Origin of the sequence: Saccharopolyspora thermophila (genome assembly GCF_014646075.1) — a bacterium.
In the GTDB taxonomy this organism is placed as follows: domain Bacteria; phylum Actinomycetota; class Actinomycetes; order Mycobacteriales; family Pseudonocardiaceae; genus Saccharopolyspora; species Saccharopolyspora thermophila.
Genome location: NZ_BMMT01000010.1, coordinates 59,794 through 79,662, shown reverse-complemented (window position 1 = coordinate 79,662; position 19,869 = coordinate 59,794). Strand labels below are relative to the sequence as shown.

Here is a 19,869-nt window from a genome sequence, read left to right as displayed (position 1 = left end):
CTCGCTTCGGTGTCGTCAGTCCTGCTCGACCAGGGCGAGCACCCGGGTCGGGCTGCCCGAGCCGCCGACGATCGGCAGCGGCGCGGCGATCAGCACCGCCCCGGTGGTCGGCAGCAGCGCGAGGTTCTGCAACTGGGTCAGGCCGTACTTCCCGGCGCCCAGCAGCAGCGAGTGGCACGGGAACGGGGGCTCGAACGTCGGCGCCAGGCCGGCGTCGGTGCCGACCGTCTCCACCCCGATGCCCAGCAGCAGCGTCTCCTCGGCCAGCCACCGCGCGCACTCCGGGGAGATGCCGGGGGTGTGCGAGCCGGTCTCGTCGGCGTTGAGGAACGCCTCCTCGTCGCCGCTGCGGGCGTCCCATCCGGTGCGCAGCAGCAGCCAGCCGCCGTCGGGCAGCGGCCCATGGTTGCGCTCCCACTGGCGGACGTGGTCGACCTCCAACAGGAAGTCGGGGTTCTCGGCGGCCTGCGCGGAAAAGTCCAGCACCACCGCGGGCCCGACGAGCTGCTCGGGCGGCACCGAGGCGACGTCGAGGCCGTCGCGGCCGGTGATCCAGTGCACCGGGGCGTCGAAGTGGGTGCCGGTGTGCTCGCCGGTGTGGATGTTGTTCCAGTACCAGGCGGGTCCGCGTTCGTCGAAGCGGCTGATCTCCTCCAGGGAGAAGCCGATGGTGTTGGCGAACGGTTCCGGCAGCCGCAGCACGGGCACGTCCGGGGTCAGGCGCGCGGTGAGGTCGACGACGCGCACGCGCCCGGTGGACAGGGCCCGCAGGAGCTCGGGGAGCACAGCCACTTCCAGCCTCCCGGTGGTGGACGGTGGTCTGCGTGATCGTACCCCTGGTCCGCGGGCCCGCGTGCGTTTCCGGCTCCGCCGTGCCGGATTCGGCGCACCGCAGCTGCCACTGTGGACCAGGCGGTTCCTGCCGGCGTGGCGACCGTTGACTCAACGGTCCGGCCGCGGCATACAGCCCAGGTAGTTGGTCGTGGCCTGCTACGGCCGGTACGTGCGACGCCAGGGGCTGGCTGGCTTCATGCCGCAGACGACACGAACCCGGTGGTGCGCAAGCGGAAAACTCCAGCGCTACCGGCCGGGCGAGCGCGAGCCCAGCGCGGACTCGACGCGTGCCGCCGCCGTGACGACCAGCGCGCCGAAGCGCGCTCCCGGGCTCGGTTCCAGCCGCTGGATCGGCGCCGACAGGCACACCGCGGCGACGACGTCGCCGTGCAGGCGCACCGGTGCGCTCACCGAACCGACACCGGGTGCGCGCCCCTGCACCGACTCCACCCAGTCGTGACCATCCGGGTTGCGCGCGCCCAGCAGCACCTGCGCCGACGAACCGTGCGGCAACGGCAGCAGGCACCCCACCGGCTGGCTCGCCCGCAACTCCTGCGTGCATTCGACGCTCACCACGCACAACCGGTGGTCGGCGCGGCGAACCCACAACTGCACCGACTCGCCGGATTCCGCGCACAACTCCTCCAGCACCGGGCGCGCCGCCTCGGCCAGCGACGACGTGGCGAAGCGGGGGCCCAGGTGGAATGCCCCGTTCGCGTCGCGCCGCAGCAGGCCGTGCGCGAGCAGCGCGCCGGCCAACCGGTGCGTGGTTGACACCGAAAGACCCAACGTCCGCGCCAGCTCGCTGGTGCCCATCGGCGTGCTTTCCACGCAGTCCAGGATGGCCACCGACCGGTCCAGCACCCCGACACCCGTGGTGAACGACTCGGCCATGGCTAGCGCCGGACCCCGGCTGGAACCGCGCGCTGCGCGCCGCTCCGCGCGAACCGCGCCTTCTTTGCGGTCGGCACCATCACGGACTCGATCTGCGGCCTGTCGCGCAACGACACCTCGGTGATGCACACCAGATCAGACCACCCCCTTGGTCCGCAGCTCCTCGCCCGTGCGCGGGCGCGCCGCCCTGATGACGTCCGCACCGAACTCGGCCGGCACCCGACCCGCGGTCGCCGGCGGCGATGAAGGTGCCGAGCTTCACGACCCGCACCCCCGCCAGGGGGCCGTGCCCGGTGGGGCGTCATCCGATCTTCTCCACACTCTCGCAGGTCGATGCGACGTCCGTCTCCGCAGTCCCGCGTTTGCCACTATTCGGGAAACAGTTGCCTGTATTCGGCAGGGCAGCAACGTATCCGGGTGAACAAGCGGGAACAAGACTTGACGATCACCCTTCGCAGGGTAGAATTCGCCGGTCCGTCTTCGCCGTCGCGGCAGAGCACAACTCGACCCGCGGCCCGTTTCCGCTCGCCCGCAGTGGTGTCGGCGCCCGCCGACCCGACGAATCGGACCGGAGATGTCGGACGTCGTTGTCTTCGCCAACACCGCGATCACCATCGTCGGTGTCGTGGTGCTCATCCTCAGAGCCAAGATCACCCCGGCCATCGCGCTCGTGCTCGGCGCGATCTACCTGGGCCTCGTCTCCGGGCTCGGCCCGGAGCGGACCGTCAGGTCCATCACCACCGGCTTCGGCGACCTGATGACCGAGGTCGGCCTGCTCATCGCCTTCGGCGTGCTGCTGGGTTCGCTGATGGCCTCGCTCGGTGCCATCGAGAAGCTCGTCGACGTGCTGGTGCGCACCTTCGGGCCGCGGGCGCTGCCCTACACCTTCGGGTCCACTGTGGGCACCGTCCTGCAGTCCATCTTCGCCGACGTGCTGCTGGTGATCACCGCGCCGCTGGCCAGCCGCCTGTCCCGGCAGATCGGCCCGCACGGCGCGGCGCGGATGTGCGCGGCGATGGCGCTGGGCATCGAGGTCGGCCTGGTGTTCGTGGTGCCCGGGGTCGGGGCGGTCGCGCTGGCCGGGGTGCTGGACCTGCCGTTCGGCAGGATGTTCTTGTTCGGCGCCGTCACCGCCGTGTTCACCATCGTCACCACGCTGGCGCTGTTCACCGCGCTGGCCAGGCGGGGGTTCTGGAAGCCGGCACTGGACGAGACGGAGGAGGTGCCCGTCGCCGACGCCGCGCCCGAGTCCGACCGCCCGCTGCCGCCGCTGGGCCTGTCCCTCGCGCCGCTGGCGCTGGCGCTGCTGCTGATCGCCGCCGGCGCGATCGCGGAGATGTTCGGCGTGACCTCGCCGGTGGTCGCCTTCCTCGGCGACCCGGTGATCGCCCTGCTCATCGGCCTGGTCGGCGCGCTGGTCATCGCGCGCTGGACGCTGCCCGTCGAGCAGATCTCCGGGGCGCTCAAACGCGGATTCCACGAGAGCGGGCAGATCCTGATCCTGACCGGGGTCGGCGGTTCGCTGGCGCAGACGGTCACCGACGTCGGTCTCGGCGAGCTGCTCAAGGGCTACTTCTCCACCAGCACGGTGGTGCCGCTGCTGCTGGTGTGGGTGGTGGCGGCCGTGCTGCACATCGCGATCGGCTCGGTGACGCTGGCGTCGATCACGGCGGCGGGGGTGCTCGGCCCGGTGATGCCGACGCTGGGCATCGACCCGATCTTCGTCGCCCTGGCAGCGGGTGCGGGCTCGCTGTTCGTCATCCACGCCACCAGTAACACGTTCTGGCTCCTGCAGACGCTGCTGCCGCAGACGACGAGAGGCGCCCTGAAGTCGGTGACGTTCACGGTCTCGTGCGCCTCGGTCATCGCGATGGTCCCCATCCAGCTCATGGCCCTGGTGTTCTGAAAACCCCGGTCGGGTGCAGGGCGCCTGGTGCCCGAGCAGGCGAAGGTGCCCTGCGCCTGGTCGACGACCGCGGTGGGAAACCGGCCACTGTGGTCACCTGCGGTGCAGGGCGGTGCGCAGTTCTTCGGTGAGCGCCGTCGGGTTGTCGGCGCTCATCAGATGGCCGCACGCCGGGATCTCGCGGTACGCGGCGTTCGGGAGGGCTTCGAGCAGGATGTCCGCCGCCTTGCGGGGGCAGAGGGCATCATCGGCCGCGCCGATGACCGTCACCGGTTGCCTGACGTTGGCCAGCTCCGGGGTGAGGGGGTCGGCTCGGAGACCGGCCATGGCCGTTGCGGCGTTGGCGAATCCGCGGCCGTCGCCAACGGCTGCGATTCGTCGTTCGACCAGCGCGTCCACGTCGACGGCGGGATTGGTGACCATCGCCACGGTGTCCTCGCGCAGCGCGTCGCGCAGGTTGCCGGTGCGGGCCTGGTCGGCTCGCCTGCGGAAGAACTCGGCCGCCACCCGGCTCACCACCGACGAGGTGGCGATCGCCACCACACCGGTCACCAGGTCCGGGCGGGCCGCTGCGGCGGAGAGCACGACCGTGCCGCCGAGCGAGAAGCCGACGCACACCGCCGGCCCCGAAACCTCGGTGAGGAAGGCGATCAGGTCGTCGCGCAGCTGGCGCAGGGTTCCGTCGGCGTGGCCCAGCGTGGTCGCGCCGTGGCCGCGAACGTCGTAGGCGAACGTGCGGTACTCGGTGAGTTCCCGCTGCTGGCGCCGCCAACTCGTGTGATCCAGGCCGAGGCCGTGCACGAGGACCACGGCCGGACCGCTCCCGGCCGCGCGGTAGCGGACCTCGATGTCGTTCAGCGCGGCGGTGCCGGTCTCCACGTCATCAACTCCCGGTGTCGGTTGCCGCGCTCGATTCTGCGGCCCGCCACCGCGCCGGTCCAGTGCCCGGGTCGACCACGCTACTACCGCCCTCGACCGGTCAGGCAGCGGCGGGTTGTTGGTGGAGGAAGTCGAGGACGATGGCAGCGACCTCGGCGGGCTTTTCGAAGACCATGCCGTGGCTGGCGTCGAGCTCGCGGACCACCGCGGTCGGGTGCTGGGCGGTGAGGTCGGCGAGGTCGCGGCGCAGGCCCGCGTGCAGGGCCCGCATCAGGTCGTCGAACTGGGGCGGGAAACCGGCCAGGCGGGTGGCCAGGACGAGCAGGAACGGGCCCGGGACCTGCCGGAAGACCGGTAGCGCGTCGGCGAACTCCGGTGCGCCGTGCAGGAACTCCAGCACCGGGGCGCCCGGCCGCCGCCACGTCTGTCCGTTATGGACGATCAGGCTGCGTCGGGTGGACTCGACCCACAGCTGCGGGTCGATGCCCTGGTGCGCGGCGAAGGCCCGCTGCTGTTCCAGCAGGGCGGCGACCTGGTCGTCGTCCATCGGCTGGGCCGCGGCCGGGATCTGCACGGCGAAGACCTCGCGCAGCTGCGCCAACTGCTCCTCGACGCGGTCGCGGGGCAGGTCGGCGTAGTTGTCCGGGTGGGTGGCCGCGGCGCGGTGCCCGTCGAGGCTGATCGCGGCGGGGCAGTCCGGGTGCCGCACCGCCCACATCGCGGCGAGCATGCCGCCGAGCGAGTGGCCCACCACCGCCGGGCGGGGCAGGTCGAGCTGGTCGACCACGGCGTCGAGGTCGTCGAGCACCGCCGCCCAGCTCCACGGACCGTCGCCGGACAGCCCGTGCCCGCGCAGGTCGACGGCCAGCACGCGGTGGCGCTCGGTGAGCAGCGGCGCGAATCCCTCCCATGCCAGCAGGTTTCCGCCCGCGCCGTGCAGCAGCAGCACGGGTGGGCCGTCGCCGCCGTGGTCGCGGACGGCTATCTCGACGTCGGCGGATTTGACGAAGAGATCGGTCAACGGGAGCCTCCGGAGGTTCGTGCCAGGCGCGCGCGGATCGACGCGGTGGTCACCCCGCCGTCCGGGTGACGCGCGAGCTTGTTGCGGTTGACGAGGTCATGCACGCCCTGCCGGGTAATGCCGAGCATCGCTCCGGCGGTGGCGTAGGGGACGTGGTCGGTGCCGGGGTGTCCGACGCGGCGTGCGACGACCTGCCCCAGCGGCGTCCGCCACCACGTTTCGGGCGGGTTGAACGGGCCGTCGTCGGGGTAGAGCGCCGCCAGCAGGCGAGCGCACAAATGCACCGCGCGCTCGTCGTCGGGGCCGAGCAGCTGCGCTGCCCACTCGCCGACGGCCCGGTCGACGCGCCGCTGCAGGGTCGCGGTGGCCGCCTCGGATTCCAGCAGGATGGTCAGCGGGTCCAGCAGCCGGTTCGACACCAGTCGCCGCAGGTGTTCGGCCAACTCCTCGTGCTCGTCCGGCATGCCGCACCCTCCCGCGTCGACTACTTGACACAGGATAGCAAGTACTTGCCAACTGATGTCAAGTAGTCGGGTCGGCGTGGAAGCGGGCCGCCAGCTCGCTGCGGGAACGGATGCCGAGCTTGGCGTAGATGCGGGTCAGGTGGAACTGCACCGTCTTCACCGAGATGAACAGCTCCACCGCGACCTGCTTGTTCGTCATACCCGCCGCCACCAGCTTGGTCACCGCCTGCTCCTGCGGCGTCAGCTCGGTGAGGTCCAGCGCGGAACGCTTCGGGCGCAGCCCACCGGCCTTCAACTCCCGTTCGCAGCGCTCGACGTACGTGGTGGCGCCGAGGGCGGCGAAGCCGTCGCGGGCGCGCCGCAGTACGACATCGGCGTCCCGCCGCTTCCCGGCCCGGCGCAGCGTCTGCCCGTAGGCGAAGTGCACGCGGGCGCGTTCGTAGGGCAGCGGCAGCGTCCGCAGGTGCGCGAGCGCGGCCTCGAAGGACTCCTTGGCCGCGTCGAGATCGCCCTGCGCCGCACAGATCCGGCCCCGCACGTAACCCAGCCGAGCCCGGGTCGAGCGGTGCCCGCGGTCAGCGGCCAGGTCCTCGTGCGGGCGCAGGAACTCGTCGGCCTCGGCGACGCGGTTGGTCATCACCAGCGCGTTGCCGTACACGTCCTGCCACGGCCAGAAACCGGGTTCGTCGACGCCCTGCCGCGGCCACAGCTGCACCACCGGCTCCAGGGCACGCAGCACACCCTCGTAGTCGGACTGCGCCTCCGCGCACTGGGCGCGCGCCAGGCACGCGGGGATCAGCATGACCTCGTAGCTGTGCGCCGACGCCGACGCCTGCTGCAGATGCGCCTGCGCAGCCTCGAGATCTCCCCGCAGCGCGTTGATCTGGGCGCCCGTCCAGTGCACCAGCGGCCGGACCAGTTCCAGCCCGGTCTCGGCCAGCTGCACCGCCGCCCGGACCACGGTCTGCAGCGCCTCGTCCCACGAGCCGAGCGCGAACTCGGTGCGCGCCAACCACGCCTGCGCCCACAGCGAGATCCGGATCGACCCCATCCGGAACTGTGTGGGCACCGCGATCTCCAGCTCCCGCCGCGCGGTCTGCGGGTCGTCCAGCGCGAAGTCCAACCAGCCCTTGCCCATCTGCACCCGCTGCGACTGCGCGCCGCGGCTGACCCGCGCGACCACGTCCCGATAGGTCTCCCGGGCCTGCTCAATCCGTCCGGTCGCCGCCAGACCCAGCCCCATGATCGCCTCGGACTCCACCGCCGACGGATCCTGCGGATCGGCCAGCGCCACCGCCCGGCGGCCCCAGGCCACCAGATCCGGGCCGTGCCAGCGGCTCAGCGAGTGCAGCACCCGCCGCTGGCAGATCAGCGCCGCGACCTCCGGTTCGCCGCTCGGGCGGCACCGCTCCCACGCGCGGGTCAGCAGCAGCTCAGCCTCGGTCGGGCGGCCCCGCTGGATCGCCAGGTAGGCCAGCACCGCGTCGCGCAGCGGGCTGGTCGGCAGGCTCTCGATCTGCGCCGAGAACGCGCTCGCCCGCCCCAGGTCGCCCGCGCCGACCAGGGCGTCGACCGCCCGCACCAGCCGGCGCTCGCGGTCGGCGCGGTCCGGGCTGAGCCTGCTGGCGTCGATGAGTGCCCGCCCGGCCACGGCCCACGCGCCCAGCGCGGCCTGCTCGACGGCGAAGGCGTCGAGCTCGGCGGCCAACGCGGCGTCCGGTGCGGGCGTCCGCGCCACGAGGTGGTGCAGGCGGTCGGCCTCGTCCTCGGCGAACTCTGCGGCGTCGCCGTGCAACCGGTGCCGCACCAGCGGCGGCAGTCCGGTGTAGACCGCGGCGTGCACCAGCGGGTCCGGGAACGACAGCACCAACAGCCCGCGTCCCGGCACCGTGGCGACCAGACCGCGCTCGCACGCCTCGTGCAACGCGGTGACGGGATCCTCGATGCCCGCCAGACGCGCGGCCGCGGCCACCGGCACCGTGCGCCCCAGCACCGCGGCGGCCTCCACGAACGCCCGCGTGGTCGCGGCGCAGGACCGCAGCGCGCGCGACACCTCGTCGGCCACCGCCCGCGGGGCGGGCAGCACGGCGGTCCACTCCTGCCAGGTCTGCGCGGGCAGTTCGTCGAGCAAATCCCGCACGTGCCGCGGATTCCCACCGGTGTGCGCGGCGAGCTCGTGCGCGGTGGGTTCGCTCAGGTCCCGCCCGGCGTGCAGCATCGCCAGCGTGCGCACGTCAGCGGGCGTCAGCGGCCCGATGCGCACGACGGCGTTGCGCGGCACCGACACTGGCAGCTCGGGCTCGCGCGCCACCAGGACGATCAGCACCCGCTCCGACACCAGCCGCTGGTGGGTCGACACCAGTGCCTGCAGCGACTCGAGGTCCGCCCACTGCGCGTCGTCGACCACCACGAGCCCCGGACCTTCCGCGCACCAGGCCAGCAGCCCCGCCACGTCCCGCGGCAGCGGTGAGCCGCGCAGCAACTGGTCCACCACGCCCAGGGCCGTGCCGCGTTCCCACGGCAGCCCGCTGGCCCGCGCCACGCGCAGCTGCCCGCGCCGGGACAGGAAGTGCTCGACCGTGGTCGTCTTCCCGATCCCGGCCGGTCCGGTCACCAGCACCACGCCGGGGGCGCAGGCCAGCAGCCGCTCCAGGTCGGCCAACTCGCGCTGTCGGCCGACCAGCTCGGCGCGCTGCCCGGTCATCCGCCCAATCTAGCCGCGCCCGCCCGGCTCATCCGAGGTCACCGCCGGCCACCGGCAGCACCGTCCCGGTGATGTAGGACGCCTCGTCGGAGGCCAGGAACGCGATGGCCGCGGCCTGCTCGGCGAGCGTGCCGTAGCGCCGCATCAGCGACGAGCCGACGGTCTGCTCCACCACCTCCTCGTACCACCGCTTCTCCTGCTCGGTCTCGGCCGCCGGGCCGCGCGCGATGCGCCGCGGCGGCGCCTCGGTCCCGCCCGGCGCGGTCGCCACCACCCGGATGCCGTGCTGCGCGGTCTCCATCGCCAACGCGGCGGTCAGCGCGTTCACCCCGCCCTTGGCCGCCGAGTACGGAACCCGGTTGATGCCGCGGGTGGCCACCGAGGAGACGTTGACGATCGTGCCTCGACCCTGCTCGATCAGGTACGGCAGCACCGCCCGGCAGCCCCACAGCGTCGGCAGCAGTGACCGGCGCAGCTCGGCCTCCACCTGCTCCGGCGGGTAGTGCTGGTAGGGCTTGGCCCAGATCGTGCCGCCCACGGTGTTGACCAGCACGTCGATGCCGCCGTGCAACTCGTGGGCGGCGGCCATCGCCGCCTCGGCCCCGCTGAACCGCTCCAGGTCCGCGACCACGGCGTGCGCCTTGCGGCCGCCGGCGATCAGGCCCTCGGCGACCTCGTGCACCAGTTCGCTGCGGTCCACCAGCACCACTTCGCCCGACTCCGCGAACAGCCGCTCGGCCACGGCCCGGCCGATGCCCTGCGCCGCACCCGTGACGATCACCGCCTTCCCGGCGAAGCGCCCGCCGCTCACCGCCCCGCCTCCGCGGCGACGGTGAACTTCTCGGTGTAGAAGTTCGCCGGGTTCACGCCCGTGTCGCGCAGCTGCCCGCGCACCGCCTCGACCATGGCAGGGGGCCCGCACAGGTAGACGTCCACGTCGCCGTCATGCAGGTGCTGCGGACCGAGCAGGCTCGTCACGTAGCCCTTGTGCTCGGCCGTGCTGGCCGGATCGGCCACGCAGTGGTCGAAGGTGAACCGCGAGATCCGCTCGGCGTAGTCCCGCAGCCTGTCCAGCTCCACGAGGTCGGCGTCGGTGCTGACCCCGTACACCAGGTGCACCGGGTGGGCGACCTCCACCTCCGTCAGGCGCTCCAGCATGGACAACAGCGGCGCCAGCCCGGTGCCACCGGCCAGCAGCAGCGCGGGCCGGATCAGGTCGCGCAGGAAGAAGCTGCCCAGCGGCCCGGTGAACTCCACCCGGTCGCCGACCTCCGCCCGGTCCCGCAGGTACTGCGACATCACGCCGCCCTCGGTGAGCCGGACCAGGAACGACACGGCCTTGTCCGCTGGGCCGCTGCTGAAGGAGTACGAGCGGGTCGCGTCCGTCCCCGGCACCGCCACGTTGACGTACTGCCCGGGCAGGAACGCCAGCTGGTCGCGGTCGTCCAGCTCCACCGAGAACGCCACGGTGGTCGCCGACAGCCGCCGGAGTTCGCTGATCGAGCCGGTGTGCGCGGCCGCGCCGGTCTTGGCGAACTGCGAGGTGGCCGGGATCTCCAGCACCAGGTCGCTGTGCGGCACCATCTGGCACGGCAGCGCGTAGCCCGCGGCGGCCTCCTCGTCGGTGAGCGCGTCCTCGATGTAGTCGCCGCCGTCGTAGGTCCCGGACACGCACCGCGCCTTGCAGGTGCCGCACGCCCCGTCCCGGCAGTCCAGCGGGATGTTGATCCGCGACCGGTACGATGCCTCGGCCACCGTCTCCGTCGGACCGCAGGTGACGAACCGGGTCACGCCGTCCTCGAAGCTCAACGCCACTTGATAGCTCATCGCCACCCCCTCACACGTGGTAGATGTCCACGACGTGGTGGACGTAGTCGTTCTTCAGCACCACGCGCTTGCGGGTGATCAGCGGCCGCTCCCCGGAGAAGTCGATCGTGTAGAACGACGTGCCGAAGTAGGTGTCGACGTTGTGGTAGCGGTAGTAGAGCGTGAACCAGTTGAACCGCACGTCCACCACGCCGTCGCGCTGGTCGGTGATCTCGACGTTGGTGATGTTGTGCCCGGTGCGCGGCTCCGGGATGCTGGTGGCCGCTGACCGGTCGGTGCGGATGCGGAACACCCGGTCCTCCAGGCCACCGCGGTTGGCGTAGTAGATCAGCGAGATCTCGGTCTGCGGGTCGGTGGTCAGCTCGTCGTCGTCATCCCACGCGGGCATCCAGAACTCGACGTCCGGGTGGTAGCACTCCAGCCACTGCTCGAACTCGCGGTCATCGAGCAGGCGGGCCTCCCGGTACAGGAACTGCCGGACGTCCTCGGGGGTGACGGTTGTGATCGTCGCGGTCATCTCTGGCTCCTTTTAGGACTCGGCTTCGACGGCGGCGCGCATGGTCTCCAGCCAGTAGCCGTGCTGGATGGTGAACAGGCCCTCGTCCTCGGTGCGCACCCCGCTGGCGATCGGCGAGATACCCAGCCGCCTGGCCTCCTCGTCGGCGCCGTTGATCTGGTGCGCGGCGCCTCGGCTGAGGTCGTTCCACGGCGCGGCGGTCGCCGGGTAGGTGTTCTGGCAGGCCCGGAACTCCTCCAGGTCGTCCGGGGTGGCCATGCCGGTGGCGTTGAAGAAGTCCTCGTACTGCCGGATCCGGTTGGCGCGGGCCTCGGCGCTCTCGCCCTTGGGGGCGATGCAGTAGATCGTCACCTCGGTCTTGTCCACCGAGATCGGCCGGAAGTGCCGGATCTGCGAGCTGAACTGGTCCATCAGGTACACGTTCGGGTACAGGCACAGGTTGCGGGAGTAGCTGATCATCCAGTTCGCCCGGTCCTTGCCGAACCTCGCGACCAGCTCGTCGCGTTTCTCGTTCAGCGAGCGGTTGCTCGGGTCGGCCCACTCGGTCCACAGCAGCAGGTGCCCGTGCTCGAAGGAGTAGAAGCCGCCCCGCTGCCGCGACCAGCTGCCGGCATCCATGTTCTTGGTGGTGTTGCGGGACTCGCCGGAGGTGCGCCGCGCGGTGGTGGCCGCGTAGTTCCAGTGCGTGGCCGACACGTGGTAGCCGTCCGCGCCGTTCTCGGCCTGCAGCTTCCAGTTGCCGTCGTAGACGTAGGTGGACGCGCCGCGCAGCACCTCCAGCCCCTCGGGGGACTGGTCCACCACCATGTCGATGATCTTGATCGCCTCGCCGAGGTGCTCGGTCAGCGGCTTGACGTCGGGGTTGAGGCTGCCGAACAAGAACCCGCGGTAGCTGTCGAAGCGGGCCACCCGGGTCAGGTCGTGCGAGCCGTTGGTGTTGAACTGCTCAGGATAACCGGCGTCGCGCGGGTCCTTGACCTTCAGCAGCCGGCCGTCGTTGCTGAACGTCCAGCCGTGGAACGGGCAGGTCAGCGTGGTGCGGTTGTCGCGCTTGCGGCGGCACAGCATCGCGCCGCGGTGGCTGCAGGCGTTGATCAGCGCGTGCAGCTGACCCTTCCGGTCCCGGGTGATCACCACCGGCTGGCGGCCGATGTGGGTGGTGAAGTAGTCGCCCACCTCGGGGATCTGGCTCTCGTGCGCCAGGTAGATCCAGTTGCCCTCGAACAGGTATTTCATCTCCAGTTCGAACAGGTCCGGATCGGTGAAGATGCTGCGCTTGGCGCGGTGCACGCCCTGCTCACGGTTGTCGACGAGCGCGTCGTCGAGTGTCGCGCGGAGCCGGTCCAGCGTTTCGGACATGGGGCCTCCTGCTTCGGGCGGCGGGCGGCGGTGCCCGCCGGGGACGTCGGTGTCCGTGGTGCCGGCAACGCTGACACGTAGGTGGCCTGCGTCACGCCGGGCAAAACCCCAGTCCCGACCTGGGGCCCATTGATATCCGAGAAGTTCCAATCGAGTGGGAATGAGTATTTGTTGGAGCTGAATCGCCGACCTAGGCTCGGGTGCAGCGGACCTGGTCCGTGACTCAGGACACACCACTGACGCTGGTCGAAGGAGGTGCGCGGTGGAACTCAGGCACCTGCGGTACTTCGTCGCCGTCGCCGAGACCCGCCACTTCGGCCGCGCCGCCAAGCAGCTGAACATGGCGCAGCCCCCGCTGTCCCAGGCGATCCGGCAGCTGGAGGCCGAACTCGGCGCGGAGCTGTTCACCCGCACCACCCGGCAGGTCCAGCTGACCCCCGCCGGGGCGGCCTTCCGCGACGACGCGCTGCGCATCCTCAAGTCGCTCGACGACGCCGCCCGTCGGGTCCGGCGGGTGGCCGAGGGGTGCCACGGCGTGCTGCGCCTGGGTCTGACCGGCTCCGCGTCCTACCGGCACCTGCCCCGTCTCGCGCACATCGTGCAGCGCGAGCTGCCCGGGGTGGAGCTGGAGATCCATTCGGACATGCTCACCGCCGCGCAGGAGAAGGCGCTGCTGCAGAACAGCATCGATGTCGGGCTGCTGCGCCCGCCGACCCGCGAGGACGGCATCGTGCACCGCACCGTCGCCCGCGAACCGCTGGTGCTGGTGCTGCCCGTCGACCACCCGCTGGCCGGCGAACCCGAGGTCAGCATGGCGCGACTGCGCGGCGAGCGCTTCATCATGTACGCCGCCGCCCTGCGCTCGGTGGTCAACGACGCCGTGGTGCGCAGTTGCCTGGCGGCCGGGTTCTACCCGCAGTGCGCGCACGAGATCGGCGAGGCATCCATCCAGGTCGCGCTGGTCGCCGCCGGTCTCGGCGTGGCGCTCGCCCCCGCGTCGGTGCAGTCGATCCCGCTGGAGGGCGTGGTGTTCGCGGCCGTCCCGGACGCCGCGACCGTTGAGCTCGCGCTGGCCTGGCGGGCCGACGACGACTCCCCGCTGCTGCGCAACCTGCTCACCGCGCTGGCGGCCAACGACGTGTTCATCTCCCGAGACGACGAGGAAGTTCGTGAAGATCACGCAGGTTGAGGCGATCCCGTTCGCCATCCCGTACCGCAAACCGCTGCGCTTCGCCAGCGGCGAGGTGCACACCGCCGAGCACGTGCTCGTGCGGGTGCACACCGACGAGGGGATCGTCGGCGTCGCCGAGGCGCCCCCGCGGCCGTTCACCTACGGCGAGACACAGGAGTCCATCGTCGCGGCGATCCGCAAGCTGTTCGCGCCCGAGGTGGTGGGCACCTCGCCGCTGGAGCGCGAGGTGGTGCACGCCCGCCTGCGCCGCACGGTGGGCAACCCGACGGCCAAGGCGGCGCTGGACATGGCGCTGTGGGACGTCATCGGCAAGTCCTTCGGCGTGCCGGTCACCGACCTGCTCGGCGGCTACACCGACCGGATGCGGGTGTCGCACATGGTGGGGTTCGCCCCGCCGGAGCAGATGGTCGCCGAGGCCCAGCGGATGCGCGCCGAGCACGGCATCACCACCTTCAAGGTCAAGGTCGGCCGGCAGCCGTACACAGTGGACGTCGAGGCATGCCGGGCGCTGCGGGCCGGGCTCGGCGACGACGTGGAGCTCTACGTCGACGGCAACCGCGGGTGGAGCGCGTCGGACTCCGTCCGGGCGCTACGCGAGATGGCCGACCTCGGCCTCACCCTCGCCGAGGAGCTGTGCCCGGCCGACGACGTGCTGGGGCGGCGCTGGCTGGTGCAGCGCAGCGACATCCCGTTGGTGGCCGACGAGAGCGCCACCCGGCCCGCCGAGGTCACCCGCGAACTGCTCGCCGGGGCGGCCACCGCGATCAGCATCAAGACCGCCCGCACCGGGTTCACCACCTCCCAGCGCGTGCTGTTCCAGTGCGAGGGGATGGGCGTGGAGGTGGTGGTGGGCAACCAGATCGACGGCCAGATCGGCACACTGTGCAGCGTCGCCTTCGGCGCCGCCTACGAACTGACCTCGCGCCGCGCCGGGGAGCTGTCGAACTTCCTGGACATGAGCGACGACCTGCTCGCCGAACCCATCCGCATCACCGACGGCACCGTACAGGTCCGGCAGCAGCCGGGCATCGGCATCGACATCGACCCCGACAAGCTGGCGCGCTACCGCCAGGACACCTGACCCGTCAACAACGCAGCCCTGAGCGAAGGAGCACCGAGATGACCACCCACCTGTCCGAGCAGACCGCCACCGCCGCCGCGTCCGGCGCCGCGGCCACCCAGCGCTTCCAGCAGAAGAAGACCACCGCCAGCGCCGGCAAGGAACGCGTGGACACCCTGGCCACCGAGATCATCCAGGCCGTGCACGACGTGATCCGCCGGCACAAGGTCACCTACGAGGAGTACGACGCGTTCAAGGCGTGGCTGATCCAGGTCGGCCAGGACGGCGAGTGGCCGCTGTTCCTCGACGTGTGGATCGAGCACGTCGTCGAGGAGGTCGTCAACGAGAACCGCAACGGCTCCAAGGGAACCATCGAGGGGCCCTACTACGTGCCGGACGCGCCGGCGCTGCCCGCCGAGGCCACGCTGCCGATGCGCCCCGACGAACCGGGCACCCCGCTGCTGTTCCAGGGCCAGGTTCGCAGCGTCGCCGGGCAGGCGCTGGCCGGGGCGAAGGTGGAGATCTGGCACGCCGACGACCTCGGCTACTACTCCCAGTACGCACCGGGCCTGCCGGAGTGGAACCTGCGCGGCACCGTCATCGCCGACGAGCAGGGCCGGTTCTGGATCAACACCGTGCAGCCCGCCCCGTACCAGATCCCCACCGACGGCGCGTGCGGCAAGCTCATCGCCGCCGCGGGCTGGCACGCCTGGCGCCCGGCGCACCTGCACCTGAAGGTCTCCGCGCCCGGCCACCAGCTGCTCACCACGCAGCTGTACTTCAGGGGCGGCGACCACGTCGACACCGACATCGCCCAGGCCGTCAAGCCGGAACTCATCCTCGACCCGCGGCCGCGGGTCGACGGCCGGGGCAACGAGGTCACCTACGACTTCGTGCTCGACGAGGTCTGAACCCGCCGGTGCGACAACGTCGTCGAAAGGAACTGCCGTGCTGTTCGCGGTGAAGATGGAGGTCGACCTGCCCGCCGACATGGACCCGCAGGTGCGCGCCGACACGCTCGCGCGGGAGAAGGCGTACTCGCAGGAGTTGCAGCGGGCCGGGGAGTGGGTGCACATCTGGCGGTGTGTCGGGCAGTACTCGAACCTCAGCGTTTTCGACGTGGCCGACAACGCGCGGCTGCACGAGATCCTGTGGAACCTCCCGCTGTTTCCGTACATGACCATCGAGGTGACGCCGCTGACCCGGCACCCGTCCGACATCGCCGCGTCCTAGCGCCGGGCGGCGATGTCCGCGGCCGGTGGGTGGAGCCGAGGGGCTACCGGCCGCCGCGGATCTCCAGCGACGCCAGCAGCTGCGCCGTGGCCCTGGCCACCTCGTCCACGGCGCGGTCGAAGGCCGCGGCGTTGTGCGCGGCGGGCTGGCGGAAGCCGGAGATCTTGCGGACGTACTGCAATGCGGCCGCGCGGATGTCACCGTCGGTGACCTGCTCGGCGTAGGGCGGGCGGAGCGTCTTGATGCTGCGGCACATGCCCGCATTGTCCATGCCCGGAGTCCCTCCGCGCCGCGCTGCGGGTGACGACCCGGCCGTCTCGGTCGACGTCGTGGGCGCGGTGCCGCCGGATTGGCGGCGCCGCGCCTTCGCGGCTCCCCGCGCAGCGCCTGGCTGCCCCGGACGGGTGAACGCGGACGCTCGGCCCGGGGAGCCGCCGTCCCGCTGCCGGAGGAGCCGGTGAATGATGTCGACCATGGCTGAGGAGATGACCGATCGTACGGACACCGACGCGCAAACCCTGCTGACCCTGGAACTCGCCGGGGAGGCCGACCCCGAGTGCTGCGCCGAACTGCGCACCCCGGCCGCACCGGAACCGTTCGCCGGGGCGTGATCCCCGCTCGCCGGCACGAGCTGCGCAACCGCGGAGTTACGCTCGATGCGGCCACCGTCGTGGTCGCCGTGTTCCCGCACCCGCCAATGAGAGGATCGCCCGGCCGTGGAAGCTGATTCGACGCTGCCGATCTGCGTCACCTGTGGGATGCAGTACGCCCGGCCGCGACCGGACTGCCCGATCTGCGAGGACGAGCGGCAGTACGTGCCGCCCGGCGGCCAGCAGTGGACCGATCTCGTGGCGGTGCGCGCCGGGGAGCGCCGTGCCCTGATCCGCGAGCAGGGGCCGAGCGTGCTCGGCATCGGCTGCGAACCCAGGTTCGCCATCGGCCAGCGCGCTCTGCTGGTGCGCACCGAGGCGGGCAACCTGCTGTGGGACTGTCTGTCCTATCTGGACGACGAGATCATCCGCACCATCGAGGATCTCGGCGGCCTCATCGGCATCGCGATCAGCCATCCGCACTACTACACCACGATGGTGGAGTGGAGCCGGGCGTTCGACGTGCCGATCCACCTGCACGCCGCCGACCAGCAGTGGATCGGGCGGCCCGACCCGGCTGTGCAGCTGTGGGAGGGCGAGCGCAAGCAGCTCGCCCCCGGGCTGACGCTGCTCAACCTCGGTGTGCACTTCGCCGGCGGTACCGTGCTGCACTGGGACCACGGCGACGGCTCGCTGTTCACCGGCGACATCGTGCAGGTCATCCCGGACCGCACCCACGTCGGTTTCATGTACAGCTACCCGAACCTGATCCCGGAGCAGCCCGCCACGGTCCGTCGCGCGGCCGAGATCCTGGCCGGGCTCCGCTTCGACGCGCTCTACGGGGCGTGGTGGGATGCGGTGATCCCCACCGGCGCGCACGCCATCGTGCAACGCTCGGCGGCCCGCTACCTGCGGTACGTGCGCGACGAACCGCGCTCCTGACGGCGCTGGACGAGTGTCGGGGCAGCCGGTCTGTACAGGTGCGGTTCGATCGTGATAAAGACAGACAGACTCGTCCATCTCGTCGGAGAGGAGCACGTCGTGCCAAGCCGGCGGCGCGGCGCAGTCCGCGACCGGCCCCACGACCTGTCGGCAGCGGTGGCCCGGTGGCCAGGAGAGTGGTGAGTGCCATGACCATCACCGGACGGCCCTCGGACATCGAGGCCGACCTGCTGGACACCAGCCGCTGCGCGGTGCGGTTGGCCTGCGAGTGCTGCGAGAAGCGCGGGGACCTCGCGGTCGTCGCCAGCCACACCCCGCTGGGCGTGCTGTGCGTGACGCTGTGCCGGGCCTGCGGTCTCGCCGGCCGGCGGCCGCGCTGGTCGGGGCCGCGCGGCGCGGACCGGATCTACCAGCACTGCCAGCACCTGGGCATCGACCGCGCCCGGATGTCCACTTTGCTCGCCCAGCACCGGCATCTCGGGTTGCCCGAGGTCTGGCTGTCCTGACGCCTCGGATCTCCGCGCTCGGCTGCGCCGATGGTCACCCCGTGTGGGCGTCGTTTCGAAGGCGGGACGCTCAGACGTCGATCGTGACCGTGCAGCGCCAACCCCGCTCATCCCGTCCGATCCACAGCTCGTGCAGGGACACCGCCTTCGGCGTGGCGCCGGTGATGTCAACATCGTCCACTGTGGTCTCCGTCATCTCCAGCGCCACTCCCGTGCCGGTTGGGCGTACGGAGATCTCCACCGGGACGGCGCCTTCGGTGTCGAGCCGGTAGATAACCTCGTCCAGGACCGCGAGCAGCAGTTCCTCGTCGGTGCCGTCGAATTCGGTGGAGCGGGCACGTCCCGGTCCGCGTGCGGGTGTCCCGGCGAAACCGGCCACCAGCGCCCGGAGCGCCGCGGCCAGGCACTCCTCGCGTGTGCCGCCCCACGCCTCGAACCGGATGTCGGCGGTGTGCGGCAGGAACCGGAACCCGCTGGTCATCCCTTCACCACGCCCAACGGCACGAGCCGCGCCACCCGGCGGCACAGCCCGGCGCCCTCGGCCACCGCGACCACCTCGTCGACGTCCTTGTAGGCCGTCGGCGCCTCCTCGGCCAGCCCGCGCGCGGAACTGCCGCGCACCAGGATGCCGCCGCGCTCCAGATCGCGGCGCAGCGCCCGGGCGTCGACGGACTTCACCGCCTGGTGCCGGCTCTGCGTGCGGCCCGCGCCGTGGCAGGTGGAGAAGAACGCCTCGCCGCCGGGAATCCCGGTCAGCACGTAGGAGGCGGTGCCCATCGAACCGGGGATGAGCACCGGTTGCCCGGCGTTGCGCAGGCTTGGCGGCAGATCCGGGTGCCCCGGCGGCAGGGCGCGCGTGGCGCCCTTGCGGTGCACGCACAGAGTCAGCTGCCGGCCCGCCACCTCGTGCTGCTCGATCTTGGCCATGTTGTGCGAGATGTCGTAGACGAGTTCGAGCCCGTGGCCGGTGATCTCGCGCAGCACGTCGCTGGCGGCGACGCCGAGCACCTGGCGGTTGGCGCGGGCGTAGTTGGCGGCGGCGGCCATCGCGCCCAGGTAGGCGCGCCCGGCCCGGGAGTCCACCGGGGCGCAGGCCAGCTGCCGGTCCGGCACGGTCAGGCTGTGGTCGGCCATGGTGGCGTCCATGGCGCGCACGTGATCGGTGCAGATCTGGTGGCCCAGCCCGCGCGAGCCACAGTGGATCATCACGCACACCTGGTCGGGGTGCAGACCGAAGGTCTCGGCGACGTCGCGGTCGTAGATCTCGTCGACCGCCTGCACCTCCAGGAAGTGGTTGCCGGACCCGAGGCTGCCGACCTGGCCCAGCCCGCGCGCGGCGGCCCGGGCGCTGACCTGCCCGGGATCGGCGTTGTCAAGCGCGCCGCCGTCCTCGCAGCGCTCCAGGTCCCGCTGCGTGCCGCGCCCGCGGGCCACTGCGTAACGGGACCCTTCGAGCAGCACGTGCTCCAGGCCCGCACGCGGCAGCTGCCAGACCGCGCCGCGGCCCGGCCCGCGCGGGGTCGCGCGGCCGAGGCCGTCCATGATCCGCTCGCCAAACCGCCGGAAGTCCGCCCGGTCCAGGTCGGCGGCCAGCAGCCGGACCCCGCACGAGATGTCGAAGCCGACGCCACCGGGGGAGACCACACCGCCCCGCGCCACGTCGGTGGCCGCGACGCCGCCGATGGGGAACCCGTAGCCCCAGTGCATGTCCGGCATCGCGTAGGACGCGCCGACGATGCCGCGCAGCGTGGCGACGTTGACGACCTGCTCCAGCGCACCGTCGCCGGCTGACGGCAACAGCCGATGCGAGGCGAACACCACGCCGGGCACGCGCATGTCGCCGTGCCGATCGATCCGGAACCGGTACGGGGTTTCCTCGACGAGTTCCACGAGCCCTCCTCGCCAGAGCGCGCGCGGGATCTCCGACATCGCACGTGTCCA

At 71.7% G+C, this 19,869-nt stretch carries 21 protein-coding genes; 8 read left to right on the top strand and 13 right to left on the bottom strand.

All coding sequences use genetic code 11. The features are described 5' to 3' along the window. Positions 1-15 precede the first annotated feature (15 nt). Both IEY17_RS15220 and IEY17_RS15215 read right to left on the bottom strand, forming a co-directional pair. On the bottom strand, positions 16-792 hold the full coding sequence (locus IEY17_RS15220) for a cyclase family protein (protein ID WP_188988196.1): 777 nt from the start codon (positions 790-792) through the stop codon (positions 16-18). A 288-nt stretch (positions 793-1,080) separates the two neighbouring features. After that, positions 1,081-1,728, bottom strand: a complete 648-nt coding sequence (locus tag IEY17_RS15215; protein WP_188988194.1) for an IclR family transcriptional regulator — start codon at positions 1,726-1,728, stop codon at positions 1,081-1,083. Positions 1,729-2,302: 574 nt separating this feature from the next. On the opposite strand from IEY17_RS15215, the gene IEY17_RS15210 reads away from it, so the two are divergent. Further along, positions 2,303-3,634, top strand: a complete 1,332-nt coding sequence (locus tag IEY17_RS15210) for a GntP family permease (RefSeq protein WP_188988192.1) — start codon at positions 2,303-2,305, stop codon at positions 3,632-3,634. Between the two features lie 93 nt (positions 3,635-3,727). On the opposite strand, the gene IEY17_RS15205 is transcribed toward IEY17_RS15210, so the two are convergent. From IEY17_RS15205 to benA, 8 genes are all read right to left on the bottom strand, one after another. Beyond that, positions 3,728-4,513: an alpha/beta fold hydrolase gene (locus IEY17_RS15205; protein ID WP_188988190.1), complete on the bottom strand. Its 786-nt coding sequence runs from the start codon at positions 4,511-4,513 to the stop codon at positions 3,728-3,730. Positions 4,514-4,613: 100 nt separating this feature from the next. After that, a complete protein-coding gene (locus IEY17_RS15200; RefSeq protein ID WP_188988188.1) occupies positions 4,614-5,534 on the bottom strand; it encodes an alpha/beta fold hydrolase in 921 nt (306 codons plus the stop codon). Next, on the bottom strand, positions 5,531-5,998 hold the full coding sequence (locus IEY17_RS15195) for an acyl-CoA-like ligand-binding transcription factor (RefSeq protein WP_188988185.1): 468 nt from the start codon (positions 5,996-5,998) through the stop codon (positions 5,531-5,533). The genes IEY17_RS15200 and IEY17_RS15195 overlap by 4 nt, the downstream gene beginning before the upstream one ends. A gap of 58 nt (positions 5,999-6,056) precedes the next feature. Then, positions 6,057-8,702 (bottom strand): helix-turn-helix transcriptional regulator, encoded by a 2,646-nt coding sequence (locus IEY17_RS15190; RefSeq protein ID WP_188988183.1) that lies wholly within the window; start codon positions 8,700-8,702, stop codon positions 6,057-6,059. A 28-nt stretch (positions 8,703-8,730) separates the two neighbouring features. Next, a complete protein-coding gene (locus IEY17_RS15185; protein WP_188988181.1) occupies positions 8,731-9,513 on the bottom strand; it encodes a 1,6-dihydroxycyclohexa-2,4-diene-1-carboxylate dehydrogenase in 783 nt (260 codons plus the stop codon). After that, complete coding sequence (benC, locus tag IEY17_RS15180) at positions 9,510-10,529, bottom strand: benzoate 1,2-dioxygenase electron transfer component BenC (protein ID WP_188988179.1); 1,020 nt, start codon at positions 10,527-10,529, stop codon at positions 9,510-9,512. The genes IEY17_RS15185 and benC overlap by 4 nt, the downstream gene beginning before the upstream one ends. Before the next feature lie 10 nt (positions 10,530-10,539). Further along, the gene (gene benB, locus IEY17_RS15175) at positions 10,540-11,046 is read right to left on the bottom strand and encodes a benzoate 1,2-dioxygenase small subunit (RefSeq protein ID WP_188988177.1); all 507 of its coding nucleotides are present in this window, start codon (positions 11,044-11,046) and stop codon (positions 10,540-10,542) included. Between the two features lie 12 nt (positions 11,047-11,058). Further along, positions 11,059-12,405 carry a benzoate 1,2-dioxygenase large subunit gene (gene benA / locus IEY17_RS15170; protein WP_188988175.1) on the bottom strand — a complete coding sequence of 449 codons (1,347 nt, stop codon included), beginning with the start codon at positions 12,403-12,405 and terminating at the stop codon, positions 11,059-11,061. 262 nt (positions 12,406-12,667) lie between these two features. Between benA and IEY17_RS15165 the strand changes: the two genes are divergently transcribed. Genes IEY17_RS15165 through catC form a run of 4 tightly spaced genes read left to right on the top strand, consistent with a single transcriptional unit; the run spans position 12,668 to position 15,890 of the window. Continuing rightward, entirely contained in the window at positions 12,668-13,594 is a 927-nt protein-coding gene (locus tag IEY17_RS15165) for a LysR substrate-binding domain-containing protein (RefSeq protein WP_188988173.1), read from the top strand. Beyond that, positions 13,575-14,678: a mandelate racemase/muconate lactonizing enzyme family protein gene (locus IEY17_RS15160; protein ID WP_188988171.1), complete on the top strand. Its 1,104-nt coding sequence runs from the start codon at positions 13,575-13,577 to the stop codon at positions 14,676-14,678. Before IEY17_RS15165 ends, IEY17_RS15160 begins: the two co-directional genes overlap by 20 nt. A gap of 38 nt (positions 14,679-14,716) precedes the next feature. Continuing rightward, entirely contained in the window at positions 14,717-15,568 is an 852-nt protein-coding gene (catA, locus tag IEY17_RS15155) for a catechol 1,2-dioxygenase (RefSeq protein ID WP_188988169.1), read from the top strand. A 37-nt stretch (positions 15,569-15,605) separates the two neighbouring features. Then, positions 15,606-15,890, top strand: a complete 285-nt coding sequence (gene catC / locus IEY17_RS15150) for a muconolactone Delta-isomerase (protein ID WP_229680183.1) — start codon at positions 15,606-15,608, stop codon at positions 15,888-15,890. 43 nt (positions 15,891-15,933) lie between these two features. Here catC and IEY17_RS15145 read toward each other — a convergent pair whose 3' ends face one another. After that, on the bottom strand, positions 15,934-16,146 hold the full coding sequence (locus IEY17_RS15145; protein ID WP_188988167.1) for a DUF2277 domain-containing protein: 213 nt from the start codon (positions 16,144-16,146) through the stop codon (positions 15,934-15,936). 229 nt (positions 16,147-16,375) lie between these two features. On the opposite strand from IEY17_RS15145, the gene IEY17_RS25830 reads away from it, so the two are divergent. The 3 genes from IEY17_RS25830 (at position 16,376) to IEY17_RS15135 (ending at position 17,928) form a co-directional block, all read left to right on the top strand. Then, positions 16,376-16,501, top strand: coding sequence for a hypothetical protein (locus IEY17_RS25830; RefSeq protein ID WP_268240352.1), 126 nt, complete (start codon positions 16,376-16,378; stop codon positions 16,499-16,501). Positions 16,502-16,648: 147 nt separating this feature from the next. Continuing rightward, the gene (locus IEY17_RS15140; RefSeq protein WP_188988381.1) at positions 16,649-17,422 is read left to right on the top strand and encodes an MBL fold metallo-hydrolase; all 774 of its coding nucleotides are present in this window, start codon (positions 16,649-16,651) and stop codon (positions 17,420-17,422) included. A gap of 188 nt (positions 17,423-17,610) precedes the next feature. Further along, positions 17,611-17,928: a hypothetical protein gene (locus IEY17_RS15135; RefSeq protein WP_188988165.1), complete on the top strand. Its 318-nt coding sequence runs from the start codon at positions 17,611-17,613 to the stop codon at positions 17,926-17,928. Positions 17,929-17,998: 70 nt separating this feature from the next. Here the strand turns inward: IEY17_RS15135 and IEY17_RS15130 are convergent, their stop codons facing one another. Both IEY17_RS15130 and IEY17_RS15125 read right to left on the bottom strand, forming a co-directional pair. Next, positions 17,999-18,409 (bottom strand): archease, encoded by a 411-nt coding sequence (locus IEY17_RS15130; protein WP_188988163.1) that lies wholly within the window; start codon positions 18,407-18,409, stop codon positions 17,999-18,001. Continuing rightward, positions 18,406-19,818 carry an RtcB family protein gene (locus tag IEY17_RS15125; protein ID WP_188988161.1) on the bottom strand — a complete coding sequence of 471 codons (1,413 nt, stop codon included), beginning with the start codon at positions 19,816-19,818 and terminating at the stop codon, positions 18,406-18,408. The genes IEY17_RS15130 and IEY17_RS15125 overlap by 4 nt, the downstream gene beginning before the upstream one ends. Between the last annotated feature and the right edge of the window lie 51 nt (positions 19,819-19,869).